The organism is Nocardiopsis sp. iso_238 (genome assembly GCF_056173325.1).
In genome coordinates this window covers 5,016,357-5,031,677 of sequence record NZ_CM149668.1, presented here as the reverse complement: position 1 = coordinate 5,031,677, position 15,321 = coordinate 5,016,357, and the positions used below count along the sequence as shown (strand labels likewise).

General features: G+C 73.5%; 10 protein-coding genes. 8 read left to right on the top strand and 2 right to left on the bottom strand.

The genetic code is table 11. The features are described from left to right. Window positions 1–54 precede the first annotated feature (54 nt). The 7 genes from AC0VYL_RS22715 to AC0VYL_RS22685 are packed head-to-tail and all read left to right on the top strand — an operon-like array spanning window position 55 to window position 11,280. On the top strand, window positions 55–1,860 hold the full coding sequence (locus AC0VYL_RS22715; RefSeq protein WP_475481443.1) for an NAD(P)-dependent oxidoreductase: 1,806 nt from the start codon (window positions 55–57) through the stop codon (window positions 1,858–1,860). Further along, window positions 1,857–3,734 carry a TOMM precursor leader peptide-binding protein gene (locus AC0VYL_RS22710; protein WP_475455782.1) on the top strand — a complete coding sequence of 626 codons (1,878 nt, stop codon included), beginning with the start codon at window positions 1,857–1,859 and terminating at the stop codon, window positions 3,732–3,734. The genes AC0VYL_RS22715 and AC0VYL_RS22710 overlap by 4 nt, the downstream gene beginning before the upstream one ends. Continuing rightward, window positions 3,731–5,389, top strand: a complete 1,659-nt coding sequence (locus tag AC0VYL_RS22705) for a SagB family peptide dehydrogenase (RefSeq protein WP_475481442.1) — start codon at window positions 3,731–3,733, stop codon at window positions 5,387–5,389. The genes AC0VYL_RS22710 and AC0VYL_RS22705 overlap by 4 nt, the downstream gene beginning before the upstream one ends. Continuing rightward, a complete protein-coding gene (locus tag AC0VYL_RS22700) occupies window positions 5,386–7,908 on the top strand; it encodes a lantibiotic dehydratase (protein ID WP_475481441.1) in 2,523 nt (840 codons plus the stop codon). Before AC0VYL_RS22705 ends, AC0VYL_RS22700 begins: the two co-directional genes overlap by 4 nt. After that, window positions 7,905–8,828 (top strand): thiopeptide-type bacteriocin biosynthesis protein, encoded by a 924-nt coding sequence (locus AC0VYL_RS22695; protein WP_475481440.1) that lies wholly within the window; start codon window positions 7,905–7,907, stop codon window positions 8,826–8,828. Before AC0VYL_RS22700 ends, AC0VYL_RS22695 begins: the two co-directional genes overlap by 4 nt. Further along, a complete protein-coding gene (locus AC0VYL_RS22690) occupies window positions 8,825–9,925 on the top strand; it encodes a thiopeptide maturation pyridine synthase (RefSeq protein WP_475481439.1) in 1,101 nt (366 codons plus the stop codon). Before AC0VYL_RS22695 ends, AC0VYL_RS22690 begins: the two co-directional genes overlap by 4 nt. Continuing rightward, a complete protein-coding gene (locus AC0VYL_RS22685; protein WP_475455772.1) occupies window positions 9,922–11,280 on the top strand; it encodes a SagB/ThcOx family dehydrogenase in 1,359 nt (452 codons plus the stop codon). Before AC0VYL_RS22690 ends, AC0VYL_RS22685 begins: the two co-directional genes overlap by 4 nt. A 314-nt stretch (window positions 11,281–11,594) precedes the next feature. On the opposite strand, the gene AC0VYL_RS22680 is transcribed toward AC0VYL_RS22685, so the two are convergent. Together AC0VYL_RS22680 and AC0VYL_RS22675 are read right to left on the bottom strand one after the other, a co-directional pair. Then, window positions 11,595–12,770: an iron-containing alcohol dehydrogenase gene (locus AC0VYL_RS22680; RefSeq protein WP_475481438.1), complete on the bottom strand. Its 1,176-nt coding sequence runs from the start codon at window positions 12,768–12,770 to the stop codon at window positions 11,595–11,597. Continuing rightward, window positions 12,767–14,032 carry an aminotransferase family protein gene (locus AC0VYL_RS22675; protein WP_475481437.1) on the bottom strand — a complete coding sequence of 422 codons (1,266 nt, stop codon included), beginning with the start codon at window positions 14,030–14,032 and terminating at the stop codon, window positions 12,767–12,769. Before AC0VYL_RS22675 ends, AC0VYL_RS22680 begins: the two co-directional genes overlap by 4 nt. A 368-nt stretch (window positions 14,033–14,400) precedes the next feature. Here AC0VYL_RS22675 and AC0VYL_RS22670 point away from each other — a divergent pair, with 368 nt between their 5' ends. Beyond that, entirely contained in the window at window positions 14,401–15,123 is a 723-nt protein-coding gene (locus tag AC0VYL_RS22670; protein WP_475481436.1) for an AfsR/SARP family transcriptional regulator, read from the top strand. Window positions 15,124–15,321 lie beyond the last annotated feature (198 nt).

Below are 15,321 nucleotides of genomic sequence, written 5' to 3'. Positions count from 1 at the left end.
ATCCCGTGCCGGGGCCGTCCCCTCGTAACGGTGAGAGAGAAGAGAGGGGCGCGGATGCGACCGAAACTCCGGCCAGATGTCTACTACGTCCCGACCGCGGACGGGGCCTTCATCATCGACAGCGCGCGGTCAGTGACGCTGCGCGGTGGATCGATCTATCAGTGGGTGGAACTGCTCGCGCCGAGCCTGGACGGTTCCGTTCCGCTCGAGGACCTGACCTCGGGGTTGTCGCCCGCCCACCAGAAGATGGCCACCGACCTGGTGGGGCTGCTCGAACGCAACGGATTCGTCCGCGACGTCAGTGAGGACCTGTCGCACTCGCTGACCGACGCGGAACTCAAGCGCTACCAGGCGGAGATCGCCTACGTCGACTTCCGGTGCGACTCCGGCCCGGCCCGGTTCCAGACCTGGCGCGGCTCCCGCATGGTGATCGTGGGGGAGGCCCCGCTGGCGGACTCCGCCGCGCGCGCCGCCTGGCACCTGGGCTGTGCCCGCGTGGAGGTCGTCGACCCCACGGGCGACACCGACGCCCGCGCCGCGCGCGCCGCCGACCTCGCGGCGATGAAGGAGGAGGACCCGGCCCTCGAACTCGTCGAGACCCCGGCCGCCGACCTCGCCGCGAGCGTGTCCGCCGCCGACTTCGTGGTCGTGCTGACCGAGGACCCGGCGCTGATCGACACCGTCGCGGACGCCTGCACGGCCCCGCTCCTGCCGGTCCTGGTGACCCGGGACACCGCCTGGGTGGGTCCGATCCCTGGCGGCGCGGCCGGTTGGGCCGACGCCAAGGCGCGCCTGACCGACACCGGCGCACTGCCCGTCGGCCCCTCGACCTGGTTGCGCGGCCCCGCCGTGGGCGTGCCCGCCAACACCGCGCTGTTCGCGGCCTTCCGTGCCGTGACCGGCGCCTACCCCGCGCCGGTCTCCGGTGAGGTGGAGCGCATCGACCTGGAGACCCTGGAGTCCCAGACCGGGCGCGTACTGCCGGTCGGCGGCGGGACGGCCCCCGTCAGCGACCCTCGGGTGGCGATCGACAGCGAGGCGTTCTCCCTCGCCGCCGCCGAACTGTTCGACCCGCTCACCGGTCCCCTCCTGGAGATCGAGGAGCACCCGGAGCAGCTGCCGCTGCGCGTCGCCGTGGCCCGTCTGGCCAAGGGCGGGGAGACCAGCGACGTCCTCGGCGTGGCCGACGCCTTCGTCGAGGCGCGCCACGGCGCCACGCTGGCGGCTCTCGGCCGCCTGGCCGCCGCGCACCCGGCGAGCGGCCCCGCCCGTGACCTCGTCAGCGGTGAGCCCGGCCCGGTGGTCGAACCGGTGGGGATCACCGACCCCCACGTTCCCGGTGTCGGAGCGGCGCTGGACCGTGAGTCCGCGCTCTCCCAGGCGGTGCTGGACTACGCCGCCGAGCGGGTCGTGCCCGTCCCGGAGAGGGCTCCGTTGATCGGTCGCGACGACCTCCCCGACCTCGTCGGGGAGCAGCTGCACCGTCTGGAACTGCTCGTGCGGTCGAGTGTCCGCCTCTTCCAGTTGGACGCCGAGCTGCCCACGGTCCTCGTCGCCTCCGACTCCGGACCGCTGGCCCGCGCCTCCGGCCGGGACCTGGCGTCCGCCGCCTCGTCGGCGGTCATCCGCGCCACGACCTCCGTGCAGTGCGGGGAGGACCCCGTCACCCTGCCCCCGCGACCGGACCGCGTACCCGAGCCCGAGGGTTCGGCCGCCCCGCTGACGGGTCACACGCTGACGTCCGAGGACGCGGTCAAGCTGGTGGCCGCGCGCGGGCACCGCCTCGGGATCGTGGAACTGGACGGCGAGCCCGTCCTGCGCACGGCCACGCCGCACCTGGTCAGGGTGGTGGAGCTGTGACCGAGTCGTTGACGACCGCGCCCACCGTGGTGGGCACCGGCGCCCTGGCCGAGGCCCTCAGGGCCGCGGTCCCCCCGGAGTACACGGTGCTGGTCGGCGAGGACGGTGTCCTCCCGGAGATCCCCGCCGGGAGCGGGCCGGTGCTTCCGGTGCTCGCGCGTCGGGACCGGCTCTACGTCGGGCCGGTGGTGCGCGAGGACCTTCCCGGCTGCCCCGAGTGCCTGGAGTCGCGGCTGCTGCTGGCCCGCGAGTTCCCGGAGCCGATGGCCGAGATCGACCGCCGCGACCCGGAGCGGCTGCGCCGGTGGGCGCCGCCCGCGCTCACCCACCTGCACGCCGAGTTCGCCGCCGAGGTCGCCGGCCGTCTGGTCGAGCTGGACCGGGACCAGGACACGTCCGAGCGGCGATCGGTCATGGTGGTCCGGCTGATCGGCCTCGGCGTGCGGCGCGCGGTGCTCCTGCCCGATCCGTTGTGCGCCGTGTGCGGTGCGCTGCCCGAGGACAACCCCGAGGACACCGAAACGCTCGTGCCGAGCACCTCGCTGTCCCACAAGCCGGGTTCGATGCGGACCAAGTCCCTGGTGGACGACGCGTCCTTCCTCCCGACCTACGTGGACCGGGACGTCGGCCTCGTACGCACCCTCTTCAAGTACGGCGGGGGCGTGTTCCCTAACATGACCGCGCCGCTGGGCCTGCGGAACTCGACCGACATCGAGCAGGGCATCGGCCGCACCCCCTCCTACCGGGAGTCGGGTACCGCCGCCGTCGCGGAGGCGGTCGAGCGCTGGGGCGGGATGAGCCCGTCCGGCCACCGGAGCGTGGTCACGGGCGCCTACAAGGACCTTCCCGAGGCGCTCGACCTGCGGCGGCTCGGCCTGCACGACGAGCACCGCTACGACGAGGAGGGCTTCCCGTGCCAGCGGTGGACGGAGGAGTCGGAGCTGGACTGGGTCTGGGGCCGGTCCCTCACCCATGACCGGCCGGTCCTCGTTCCGGAGACCTACGCCTACTACCGCACCCGGCTGGTCCGCCCGGACCGTCCCCGGTTCCTGTACGAGGTGTCCAACGGCTGCGCGGTCGGCGGATCCATGCCGGAGACGATCCTGCACGGGTTGATGGAGGTCATCGAGCGCGACGCGTTCCTGATGACCTGGTACTCGCGCCGCACTCCGGCCGAGATCGACCTCAGCACAGCCAAGGGGACCACGGTGCCGCTCCTGCTGGAGCGCATCGAGCGCCTGACCGGGTACACGGCGCACGCCTGGGACACCACCACCGAGCACGGGATCCCCAGCGTGTGGGTGGGCGTCGTCGACGAGCGGGAGCGGGACGGCTACGCCCGCTTCCTGTGCGCGGCCGCCTCCCACTTCGACATGGAGGACGCGGTGGCGGCCGGGCTCCTGGAGCTGGCGCCGATCATCGCCCAGCACCAGGACGAGCCCGCCGACGTGCAGGACCTCGCCAGGCGCATGGTCGACGACCCCGACCTGTGCACGTCGATGCTGCACCACAGCCAGCTCAACGGCAGGCCCGAGGCCCAGGACCGGCTGGCGTTCCTGTTCGACGGTCCCAAGCGGGAGATGGCCGAGCCCGACCCGCGCCTGCACGCCGACGGTCCGACCGACCTGGAGGCGCTGCTCAACGACACCGTCGAGCGGCTGCGGCAGCACGGTCTGGAGGTGCTGGTGGTCGACCAGACCACCCCCGAGCACAGGGCCGGCGGTCTGTTCTGCGTGAAGGTGATCGTGCCGGGGATGCTGCCGATGACCTTCGGCAACAGGTTCCGTCGTGTGCGCGGACTCGACCGGGTGTTCGCGGCGGCGGCGGAGCAGGGCTTCGACGACGTGAACCCCGACCCGCACCCGTTCCCATGACGGACACGCACACCGACACGACGGCGGTACCCGTGACCGACGACGATGACGCGACCCTGGTACGGGAGTACCTGTACGACGTGCACTACCGGTGGCAGGCGATCCACGCGGAGGGGCAGGGCGGACTCGACGACCCCGCCCGCCCCCCGCTGTTCACCCGCCCCGCCGTGCCACGGCGCAGGTTCGGACTTCCCTCCGGGCCGCGTCACCGCATCGGTCCGCTCGGGGCCGCGCTCCGGGACGAGCACACGCGTCCCGGAGCCGGCCCCGGCGGGTCCGGCCCCGATCACGGGTCGGACCTGGAGCGGCTGGGCGAGCTGCTGTTCTACGGTTACGGCTTCTCCCGCATGGACATCGGCCCGCAGGTGGAGTGGCCGTGGCACCGGACGGTGGCCTCGGCCCGCTGCTTCTACCCGGTCGAGTTGGCGGTGTGGTCGGACGCGGCGCCGGGAGGCGTCCACCGCTACGACCCGGCCCACCACGAGCTCTCCGAGCTGCGCGACGACGTCGGCCTGTCCGAACTGGCCGCCGCGTCGGCGGCGGAGCTCGACGGCGCGCGCACCGTCCTGATCGTCACCGCGCGGCTGGGCAAGACCGCCTTCCGGTACCGGAACTACGCCTACCGGCTGGTCACCCAGGAGGCCGGGCTGGTCCTCGGCAACCTCCAGGTGGTGGCCTCCGCCCTGGGCCTGGGCGGCCACGCGCGGCTCCGGTTCCTCGACGAGGCCGTCGCCCGCCTGCTCGCGCTGCCGGACGACGACTCCGAGTCGGTGCTGGCGCTCCTGCCCCTCTGGGACGGCGCGGACGTGCCGACGGAGCCCGGTCACCGCACGGCCGCACCGGTACCGCCGAGGCGGACCGTGGTCCCGGTGGCGGGCGGCAACGGCATCGAGCCCGCGCTCAGCTACCGGACCCTGGCCGTGGAGCGGGCCTCCCGGCTGAACGACCCGGTCGAGTTGGAGCCGGTGAAGGCCCCGGCCAGCACCCCGCTGGTCGGCGCCGAACCGGCGGCCCCGGGCTCGCGGTCCGACCTGCCGCTGGCGCCGCTGCGCCGGGAGAGCGGTACGGACACGGGGGCGGCGGTGGTCCGCCGCGACTCCGGGCCGGACGTGTTCCTGCCCACCGCGAAGCCGGTGCCGTTGGGGGTCGTGGCCGACCTCCTGCTCGACGCGGCCCGGCCGACCGCCGACGACCTCTGGCACGAGGCCGCGCCGCCCGAGGTGGGGGTGCACGTGATCGCGGGCGCGGTCACGGACCTGCCGCAGGGGCACTACCGCCTCGTGGACGGCGCGCTGCGGACCGTGAGCCACGGCGACCTGCGCCCCCCGTTCCAGGCCATGGACGTGTGGCGGACGGAGATCAACGCGCGGACCGCACCGCTGATGGTGGCCCTCACCGCGGACACGGAGCGGCTGCTCGAACACCACCCGAGGCGTGCCTTCCGCGCGACCCAGCTGCTCACCGGAGTGGTGGCGCAGCGGGTCTCCCTGGCAGCGGCCGCGCACGGGCTCTCCGCCAGGGTGACCAACAGCTACGACGCCGACGAGTGCGCCCGCCTGCTGGGGATCGACGGCGAACGGGAGATTCCGGTGTTTCTTCTGGTACTGGGCGAGCCCAACGCGCCCTGGCACCTGGGGACGAGGGTGCGGCCTTGATCGTTGCACGTGTAGCGGGCCTGCCCAGCGGCGGCGCGCGGGTCGGAGAGCTGACCGACACCGCCCGCCGCCTCGGTGACCTCGACGCGTTCCGGGACGACCTCGACCGCCGGGGCGGCGAACTGGCGGACCTGATCCACACGGCGGTGGGCGGGTGCGAGGACCGCGCCGTCCGCCGCGCGCTGCTGGCCTGCCGTCGGGCCGTCCACAACGGGCGGGCCCCCAAGGCGCTGTCGGAGGCGGCGCTGGCCCGCCTGTCGGCGCCCGCCCGGGAACTCCACGCCCGGCTGGTCGCCGACCACGAGACGCTGGACCGGGGCTGGGAGGAGGCCCACGAGGCGTTCCGCACCGAGACGTCGGCCGCCGAACAACGCCTGGCCGACCTCGTCCGGGACGAGGACTTCCGGCGCGCGCTCGCCATGGCCAGCGACGCCCTGTTCCCCGACGTCGAGGCCTGGCTCTCCGGGCCGCCGGGCGCCCCCGAGCACCTCAACACCCGCAGACGCGTGGTCAACTACGTCCTGCGGACCGCGCTGAAGACCAGCCCCTTCTCCACCCTGACCACCGCCGGACCGCTCCCCGCCGGGAACGGAGCCGCGCCGGAGGTCGGATCGACGGAGGTCGGATCGGCGGAGGCCGTCCAGGTCCCGGCGCCGGAGGGGCTCTCCCGCCACCTCGAACTCAACGCCGAGGTCGAGTTCCAGCTGGAGCGCCTGCTGGCGACCGCGCACGGGCCGCTGTTCCTGCGGACCAACCCCACCCTGACCGTCATGGGGGAGCGGGTCGTGGTCGTGCACGCGGACGGCCGCTGCGTGGGCGTACCCGCCCGCCCCTGGCTGCTCGCGCTCGCCCGGCGGGCCGAGGACGGCGCCTCCCCGGCCGACCTGGCCGGGTTCCTCACCTCCGAGTCCGGCGCGTCCGCCGCCGAGGCCGAGTCGATGCTCGGGCAGCTGGTGGCGGCCGGACTCCTCCAGAGCGACCTCGGTGTGCCCGACCAGGCACGTGACCGTCTGACCGAGGCGGCAGACCGGCTCGGACTCCCCGAGGAGTCCCACGTCAGGAGGGTCGGCGCGGCGGCGCGCGAGGTCGAGGCCGCCGACGCGCCCGGTGACCGGTGGCTGTCCCTGGGACGCCTGCGGTCGGCGGTCGGCGCGGCCCTGACCGAGGCCGGGGGAGACCCGTCCCTGATCCCGGGCAAGTACCTCTGCTACGAGGACGTCCTCCCCGGATGGTCCACCCCGCCCCGGACCCCCGACTGGTCGGCGCTCGACCGCGACCTGCACCGGGTCCGGCGCCTCGTGTCGGTGTTCGACGGCGCCCTGCCCGGCCGCCTGGCCATCGCGGAACTGCTCGGCCGCCGCTTCGGAACCGGTGCCCGCGTGGGGCTGCTGGAGGCCTGGCTGGCCTGGAACGAGGCCGCCGTGCCCGGGAACGCCGCTGAGGGCGCCCCCGACACCGTTGGCCTCCACGGGCTGCGCGACAACCCCTTCCACCTGGCGGACACCGGGGTACCCCGGATCGAGGAGCTGCGCCGGTTCCAGGCCGGGCTGCTCGGACTCCTCACCCCGCCGGACGGCGGCGGCCCCGCCTTCGACGCGGACACCGACGCCCTGGACCGGCTGCTGGACGCCGGGCCCGCCTGGCTGCCCGACGACCACCCCACCACCCTGTTCCTCCAGCCACTGGCGGACGGGTCCGTGGCCTTCAACGCGGCCGCCCCCGGGCACGAGACGGCGGGCTCACGGGTCCGCCGCTGGTCGGAGCCGCCGGTCCCGCACGACGACGGAGACGGACCCCTCCTCGTCGAGGTGGCGGGCCTGTTCCGCAGCTCCCTCAACCGGGTCGCGCCGTACGCAGGACACGAGCTGGTCTGGCCGGGGTGCGTCCCCTCACGGCCTCCCGAGCGTCGGGTCCGCCCGGCCGACCTCGAAATCCGCATGGACCCGGCCGGACTCCCGACCCTGTGGTGGCGTTCGGCCGACCGCCCGGTGCTGCTCGTCCACCGGGGCACCATGGGCCGCTACTGGTTCCCTCCCGTGCTGCGCTTCCTCCTCGACCTGACCACCCCCATGGCCGAGGCGTGGGCGCTGGTGGGGCGGGCCCGGTCGCTGTACGTCAACCCGAAGCCGTCCGAGATGTCGGTCCTGCCGCGCCTGCGGGTCGGCGGGATCCTCATGGAGCGCCGGAGCTGGATCGTGCCCCGCGCCGAACTGGACCTGTGCGAGGGGGACGACTTCGACCGGTTCACCCGCGTACGCCGCAGGGTCCGGGACCTGGGGCTGCCCGACGTCGTCTTCGCACGGGCCGCCGACGTCGTCGACTCCACCCAACGGGTCATGGAGAAGGCCAAGGACCGCAAACCGCGCCCGCTGGACCTGTGCTCCTGGTGGGGGATCGAGGAGCTGGCCCGGATGTCCAGGGGACGGGACCTGCTGCTGTTCCAGGAGGCCGAGCCGGACGTGTTCGGCACCGACCGGGTCGTGGAGTACGCCGTCGAACTACCGGGGGACCGCGCATGAGCTGGATCACGGCCCACTGCTACTACAACCAGGACCTCGCGGAGGTGGTCACCTCCGTCGTCGCGCCGACCGTGCGGACGCTGGGCGACCGCGCGCCGCGCTGGTTCTACGTCCGCTACTGGACCGGAGGCCCGCACGTCAGGTTCCGCCTGTGGGTGCCCGACCCCGCCGACCGCGAGACCGCGCACGAGGAGGTCCGGAGCCGGTTCGAGGACCTGGTGGCACGACGGCCCTCACGTTCCGCGGCCGACCCGGCCGACTACCAGCGGCTCGCCGGCCTCATCGGGAACCCGGGCGACGAGACCGGCGGCGACCTGCTGCCGGACAACACCCTCACCTGGGAGCCGTACCGGCCCGAGACCGGGATGTACGGCGGTCCCGAGGCGATGGGGCACGTCGAGGAGTTCTTCACCGCGTCCAGCCGCGACGCCCTCGCGTACGTGGGCACCCCCACCGACCCGGTGGCCCGCGCCGTGTGGTGCATGGCCAGCGGCCTGGCGACGGTCGGTGACGCGGGCTGGGTGCACCGGTTCGTGGACCACATGGTCGGCCGCTGGATCGGTGAGCGGATCGGCGCCCAGTGGCAGCGGGTCGTCGACCAGTCCTGGCAGCGGTCCGGGGAACGCGTCCGCCACCTCGTCCGGCACGCCCTGACCACGTCACCGAGCGGCGGCGAGGGCGAGTGGCTGCGCGCCTGCCAGCGGCTTCAGGAGGGGCTCACCGACGTGGAGGCGCGCGGCCTGCTGGAGCCGCCCGAGGGCACGGCGCCGGAGGACGTCGCCCACCTCGACCGGGGGATGGTGACCCTCTCCGCGCTGCACATGCACAACAACCGACTCGGGGTCCACATGGAACGGGAGGCACTGGTGATGGAACTGCTCAGGTTGGCCCTGGCCGAGACCGTGTCGGTGCGGCCGTGACGGCCGCCCGGCGACTCCGGGTCGCCTACCACGACCCCGACCCCGCGCCCCTGCTGCGGGCCGGGGTGCGCCCCCTGCTCGCGGAGCTGGCCGCCGAGGGCCTGTCCGCCCACTGGGCGCGGCACTGGCGGCGCGGCCCGCACCTGCGGATCGTCGTGGACGCCGACGACGCCACGTGGGAGCGGATCGTGCGCCCCGCCGCCGAACGCCACCTGGGCGCCGCCCTGACCGCCCACCCGTCCACCACGGTGATCGACCCCGAACCGCTCCGTGAGACCTACCGGCTGCTGGCAGAGCGCGAACGGGAGTACGGGCCGCTCGAACCTCAGCAGCCCGACAACACCGTCGAGGAGGAGCCGCACGACCCCCGGCTGCACGTGCTCGGCACGCCCGACGCGGTGGCGCTCTTCGAGGGCTTCCACGAACGCACCGCCGACGCCGCGCTCACCATGGCCGTGGGCGAGGGCCCCTCCCTGAGCACCCACGTCGTCGACCTCATGCTGCTCATGGCGCGGGAGGTGGGCGGCTACCTCGAACGCGGGTTCGTCTCCTACCGCTCCCACGCCGAGGCGCACATCATGGGCAGCCCCGACCCCGGGGCCGTCCGCACGCTCTTCGACGAACGCTCCGCGCGGCTGCGGGAACCCCTCGTGCGGCGGGTGCGGGCCCACGCCGAAGGGGCCGCCGAGCACCTGGACGACCTCACCGCCTCCGTGGGCCGCGAACTCGTGCGGGCCGCCGACGCGGCACGGCCGCTGCTCGCGGACGGCCGACTCGACCTCGACGGTCCCCTCGCCGGTGGCGGGGGCGGCGAGGGCGGTGGCGCGACCGAGGAACAGACCCGCCACAGCGCCTTCCACCGGACCCTGCGCGGCTCCGGGGACTTCGAGCGGACCCTGCGCGGGGCCCCCTGGTTCCTCCGCTACCGGGTGGCGCTGAACCTCCTGTACCTGCACCTGGCGCGGATCGGCGTCCGCCCGGTGGACCGATTCCTGTACTGCCACGTCGTCGCTGACGCGGTGGAGCAGGCCCGTGGGGTCGACGCCGTGGCGATGGTGGCCTCGGGCGCGACCGAACTCGTAGAAGGGCACTCATGAGCACGGCCGAGCGCACGACAGCGACCGACGCCGACCGGGACACCGTCCTGGCGTACCTGGCCGACCGCGAACTGCCGCAGGTGTCGGGGGCGTACCAGCTGTACCCGACGCGGGCGGGGCGGCCGGGCGTGGCCGAGCACGCCCTGCCCCGCCCCGGGAGCGGCCCCGACGGGCCGGTCGACCGCATCTCCCGCATGCTGGCCACCGGCAACGGGCTCGCACGGCACCGGTTCCTGACCGTCTCGGGAGCACGGGCCTTCCTGCCCACCGGCGCCCCCGGATGGGGGTTCGACGAGCAGCACGTGATGACCACGCTGCTCCGGCTCGTCGCCAGCGGCGGCGCGGCCTACCCGGTGGACCTGTGGCTGCTCTCGGGAGGGGAGTCCGGGCTGCCGGTCGGCGCCCACCGCTACAACCCGGTCCACCACGGATTGACCCAGGTCACCACCGAGGACCCCCGACCCCGCCTGGCCCGGGCCCTGGGCGGCGCGGTCTCCGACCTGACCATCGTGCTGACGACCCGACTGGAGCGCACCACCGGGCGGTACGGCAAGTTCGCCCACCGGCTGCACCTGCTGGACACCGGCCACACGCTGGCGCAGCTGCTGATCGCGGGACGGAGCCTCGACTGGGAGTGCACGCCCCGGCTGGCCTTCGTCGACGACGAGATCGAGCACATCCTGGACCTGGGCGACGAGACCGAGATCGCCTTCGCGGTCGTCACGGTCGGACCGACCCGCACGGTGACCCCCGCCAGCGACCCCGCCCCCGTCCGGGTCCCGCCGGTCCCGGACCGCTACCCGCAGGACGTCCTGTGCGCGGCCCGCCGGTCCGAGCCCGGTCCGGAGCTGGAGTTCGGGGAGATCACCATGCCGCGCGACCCGGAGCGGGCGATGCTGCGCCGCCGCAGCCCCGTCGGCGGCTTCGTGGCGCCTCCGCCCTCCGCCGAGGACCTGGCTCCCGTGGCGGAGGCGGTCGACTCCGTGCTGGCGCCCCTGGGCGGACACGGCAGGCTGGTCCCGCCCAAGGACCCGAGGGTGGCCACCCGGATCGGGGCCCCGGGGCACAGGCTCAACCTGTCGCTGGCCGGTGTGGTGGTCCCGGTGCTGGAGCTGTCGGAGCTGGTGCGCCGGCACGGTCCGGGCGCCTTCCGGGTGGGTGCCGTGGCGATCGGTGTCTCCCTCCAGGCGGCGGCCCTGGTCGCCGCCGACCGCGGTTTCGGCACCTTCCCGCTCTGCGCCTACGACGGCCCGGGGATCGAGGGCAACCTGGGACTGCCCGACGCCTCCACGATGTGCGTGGCGCCCATCGGCGTGGCCGCCCACGTCGGTGCCTCGCTGGAGGTGCCGCTGTAGGCGGCGCCGTGATACGGCCCGGTCCCGGTGGTGGGGGATGCCGTCGGGACCGGGCGCGCAGGGGGCCGGGCCGGTCGGGAAACCTCCCGACCGGCCCGGCCTTCACGTGTCTGTCTCACGTGTGAGCGTTCCGTGAGCGCTCCTCGGGGGCGGGACCGCCAACCCGTCGCGGGAGAGACGACCGCACGTGTGGGCTGCGCCGCACGCGGACCGCCGCCCGCGCGGCGGGGCTGCGCGGGCGGCGGTCCGACGTACTCCGGTCCTGCGAGGGCGGGGCCGGTCGGAGACGGTCCCGGAGTCCGAGGGGGGTCGGCCTAGACACCCTCGAAGAGGGAACGCACCTGCTCCCTGGTCCTCGGCCGCAGCGGCTCGGACCAGGCGCGCCAGGTCTGCTCGGTCAGCTCCTCGGCGGTGGCATCCAGGCCCAGCTCCTCGAACTCGGTGGGGAAGCCCCACCGGCGAAGGAGGTCGGCCAGCGCGTCCGCGACCTCGACCGGGGTCACCGACCCACCTGTCAGGCCCAGCGCCCGACCGCCCAGCTCCGCGAGCCGGTCCGCGTGACCGGCCAGCTTGTCGCCGTCCACCACCATCCGCGCCCACCGGGTCAACAGGACACCGAGGGCCGGTCCCTTGCGCAGCCCCTGGGCGGTGAGCGTGTTGGTCGGGTACCAGACCCAGAACGAGTGCAGGTGGCGGCCGATCTGGTGCAGCGTGAAGGTACTGACGCTGGCGGCCAGCGCGACGGTGCCGCGCGCCTCCAGGTCGTCGCCGTCCGCGAGCGCCCGTTCGGCGGCCGGGATCACCGCCCTGATCTGGCCGATCGCGACCTCGTCGGGCAGGGCCGTGGTGGGCGGGTCCGACACCATGGGGACCAGGAGCCGCGCGACCGTCTCCAGGGCGCCCTCGGCGGTTAGGGCGGGCGGCAGCGACGTGTGCAGCATCGGGTCGATCACCGCGACCCTGGGGAACAGGGACCAGTGGACCAGGAAACGGCGGTCGGCACCGTCGGCCAGGCTCGCCTTGGCGTTCACCTCGCTGCCCGTCGCGGCCGTGGTCGGCACCGCCACCACGGGCAGACCGCCCCGGGTGACGGGCTCGGGCATGACGAACCCGCCGCCGGGCTTCCAGCCGGTGAGCAGTCCGGGCAGCGCCACGGCCGCGGCCGCCGCCTTGGCCAGGTCCATCACCGTTCCGCCGCCGATCGCGCAGACGGAGCGGACACCCTCCGCGCGCAGACGGTCGGCCAGCTCCGCGGCCTCCTGCCGGGTGGGAGTGGAGGGGGCGCGGCGGACGGTCACCTCGGGGGCGAGCCGTTCCAGCAGGGAGGCGACACCGGGCACGGAGGTCGCGGCGAACTCGTCGACCACGACCGCCACGGGGCGGCCGGTCCGCTCGATCTCCAGCGGCACGTCACGCAGACGGCCCGCGCCGAAGTCGACCCTGGTGGGCACCCACCAGTGGGGGTTGATGGTGGAACCCGTGTCGGTCATCGTGACCTCACCGCCTTCAACGCGCCGGTCAGCCGGGCCGCGATCTCGTCCACTTCGGCGTCCGTGACGACCAGTGGGGGGAACAGGAGCAGGCAACGGCGGCTCAGGTGCACCAGGAGCCCGTTGCGCTGACACAGGTGGCTGATCATCGCCATGTCCATGGGGGAGAGCGGCGCGCGGCTCTCCCCGTCCCGGACCAGTTCGACGGCCAGGGCCAGGCCCTCACCGCGCACCTCACCGACGATGTCGAGTTCGAGGAGCGTGTCCAGGTGCTGCCGCAGCCGGGCCCCGGCCTTGGCGGAGCGCTCCACCAGGTTCTCGTCCTCCATGACGTCCAGGGTGGCGAGGGCGGCGGCGCAGGCGGCGGGGTTCCCGGACTGGGTCTCCCCGTGCGTGAGGTAGGTCCCCGAGGCCTCGTAGGCCTCGAACACCTCGGCGGGGAAGAGCGTGGCGGCCAGCGGGAGGTACCCGCTGTTGATGCCCTTGGACATGGTCACCACGTCGGGCCGGACACCGGTGTGCTCGGTCGCGAACATCCTGCCGGTGCGTCCGAACCCGGTGGCCACCTCGTCGACGATCAGGTGGGCTCCCATGCGCTCGGTGGCCGCGGCGACCTCCTCCAGGAAGCCCTCCGGCGGCATGAGCACGCCGCCCGAGCAGAGGACGGGTTCGACGATGACCGCGGCCACCTGGTCGCCCTCGGTGCGCTCCAGCTCGGCCAGGGCCGCACGGCAGGTCCGCTCGTCGGGGCCCAGCCCGCGCTCGGCGGCGAAGGGGTCTGGGTAGGGGAGCAGCCGGTTCCACCGGCGGTCCACCCCGTACTCGTCCTGGTCGAGGTCCTCCCCGGTCAGGGCCATGGCGCCGATCCCGGTCCCGTGCCAGGAGTGGGCGTCGAAGGAGACCACCAGACGGCGCTCGGGTTGCCCGATCAGGCTCCGGTACCGGCGCAGCACCTTCACGGCCGCCTCGTTTGCGGAGGAACCGGAGGAGGAGAAGTAGACGCGGTCGAAGCGTCCGGGCGCGATCTCCAGCAGCCGGGCGGCGAGGTCGCGGGCGACGTCGTGTCCGTAGCGGAACAGCGTCCCGTAGGAGAACCGGCGCAGCTGATCGGTGACGGCGTCGACGATCCTGGGATGGTTCCAGCCGCAGGTCACGTTCCACAGGCCGGACGTGGCGGACAGGTAGCTGTTCCCGGCCTCGTCCCGGACCCGGACGCCGTCGCCCTCCACGAGGGTCGTCCCGCCCCGCTCGAACATGGACATCGAGGTCATCGGCAGCCACAGGGGCGAGGCTCCCGAAGTTCCCGGTGGAGCGGGGGGTCGCCCGTCAGAGTTCATCTCGCTCTTTCTTGGCAGGCTTCAGTCGACGCTGTCCCCAGCATGCGGGAAGTCGCTTACACCTCGATTACTGTCCGGTTGCGCCGAACAGGTCTTTCGACCTACTTTCAACACGTGCTGAAGGTAACCGCCGGCAATGATTTGCCACCTAAAGTAGTGATAAAGCTGGCCCGTTCCGGACGCACGGAGATGGGTAGAGCACTTCCCGAACAGGAGGCGACGTGATTGAGTTCGGGATTCTGGGACCGCTGGTCATTTATCGGGACGGCGTTCCGGTTGTGCTCAGGGCCCCCATGTTGCGCCGTCTGTTGGCCGTACTGCTGAGCCAGGGAGGGCACCGGCTCTCGCTGGACGAACTGGCGGAGGCCCTCTGGGAGGGAACGCCACCGGACGGGGCCCGCAGCACCTTGCAGGTCTACGTCCACCGGCTGCGGAAGGTGCTGGACGACAGCGGCCGTCTGGTGCGGGACGGCCCGGGATATCGCATGGAGTTGTGTAGCGCGGAGGTCGACGCGAAGAGGTTCGAGTCGACGGTCGTCCTCGCACGGAGGGCGCGCGGCCGGAGCGAGCTCCAGCAGGCCTCCGAAATGTACTGCCACGCCATGGGGCTGTGGCGGGGAAGACCGTATTCGGATATTCCCAACAGCGGAGTGGTGGCGAACGAGATTCGGCGGCTGGAGGAACTCAGGCTGTTGACCAACCAGGAAAGGATCGAGATCGACCTCGACCGGGGGCACCACGCCCGTCTGGTGCCCGAACTCACCGAGCTCGCCGCTCTGCACCCGTACCGGGAGAGACTGCTCGCCCTGTTGATGCTCGCGCTCTACAGGTCGGGCCGCCAGGCCGAGGCGCTGGGAATCTATCGGGGAACCCGGCTCCGCCTCGCCCACGAGCTCGGTGTGGAGCCCACCATGCCGCTGCGGCGACTCCACGAGGCGATCCTGCGGGCCGACGGCCAGCTCCTGCGGATCACCGCTGACGACCTGGACACGCAGTGGGAACCGAGCGCCGCGTAGGAGGGTTCCTTCGGAGGGTCGTCCCGGATCACCTCCGTCAGCAGACCTGACCAGCCACACGGCCGCCACGGGGGCACGGGTCCGACTCCGCGACGGACCCCGTGTCCCCGGGCGCGGTCTGCCGCCCGAGTCACTTCGGGTACTTCCCCTTGGCGCTGTTCACGATGCCCTGAGGGGTGCCGGAGCTCCTGCCTGGGT

Bases quoted from the DNA above. Each gene is read 5' to 3' on its own strand.
- AC0VYL_RS22715 (WP_475481443.1), top strand. From the start codon at position 55: ATGCGACCGAAACTCCGGCCAGATGTCTACTACGTCCCGACCGCGGAC.
- AC0VYL_RS22705 (WP_475481442.1), top strand. From the start codon at position 3,731: ATGACGGACACGCACACCGACACGACGGCGGTACCCGTGACCGACGAC.
- AC0VYL_RS22695 (WP_475481440.1), top strand. From the start codon at position 7,905: ATGAGCTGGATCACGGCCCACTGCTACTACAACCAGGACCTCGCGGAG.
- AC0VYL_RS22685 (WP_475455772.1), top strand. From the start codon at position 9,922: ATGAGCACGGCCGAGCGCACGACAGCGACCGACGCCGACCGGGACACC.
- AC0VYL_RS22680 (WP_475481438.1), bottom strand. From the start codon at position 12,770: ATGACCGACACGGGTTCCACCATCAACCCCCACTGGTGGGTGCCCACC.
- AC0VYL_RS22675 (WP_475481437.1), bottom strand. From the start codon at position 14,032: ATGTCCATGTTCGAGCGGGGCGGGACGACCCTCGTGGAGGGCGACGGC.
- AC0VYL_RS22670 (WP_475481436.1), top strand. From the start codon at position 14,401: ATGTTGCGCCGTCTGTTGGCCGTACTGCTGAGCCAGGGAGGGCACCGG.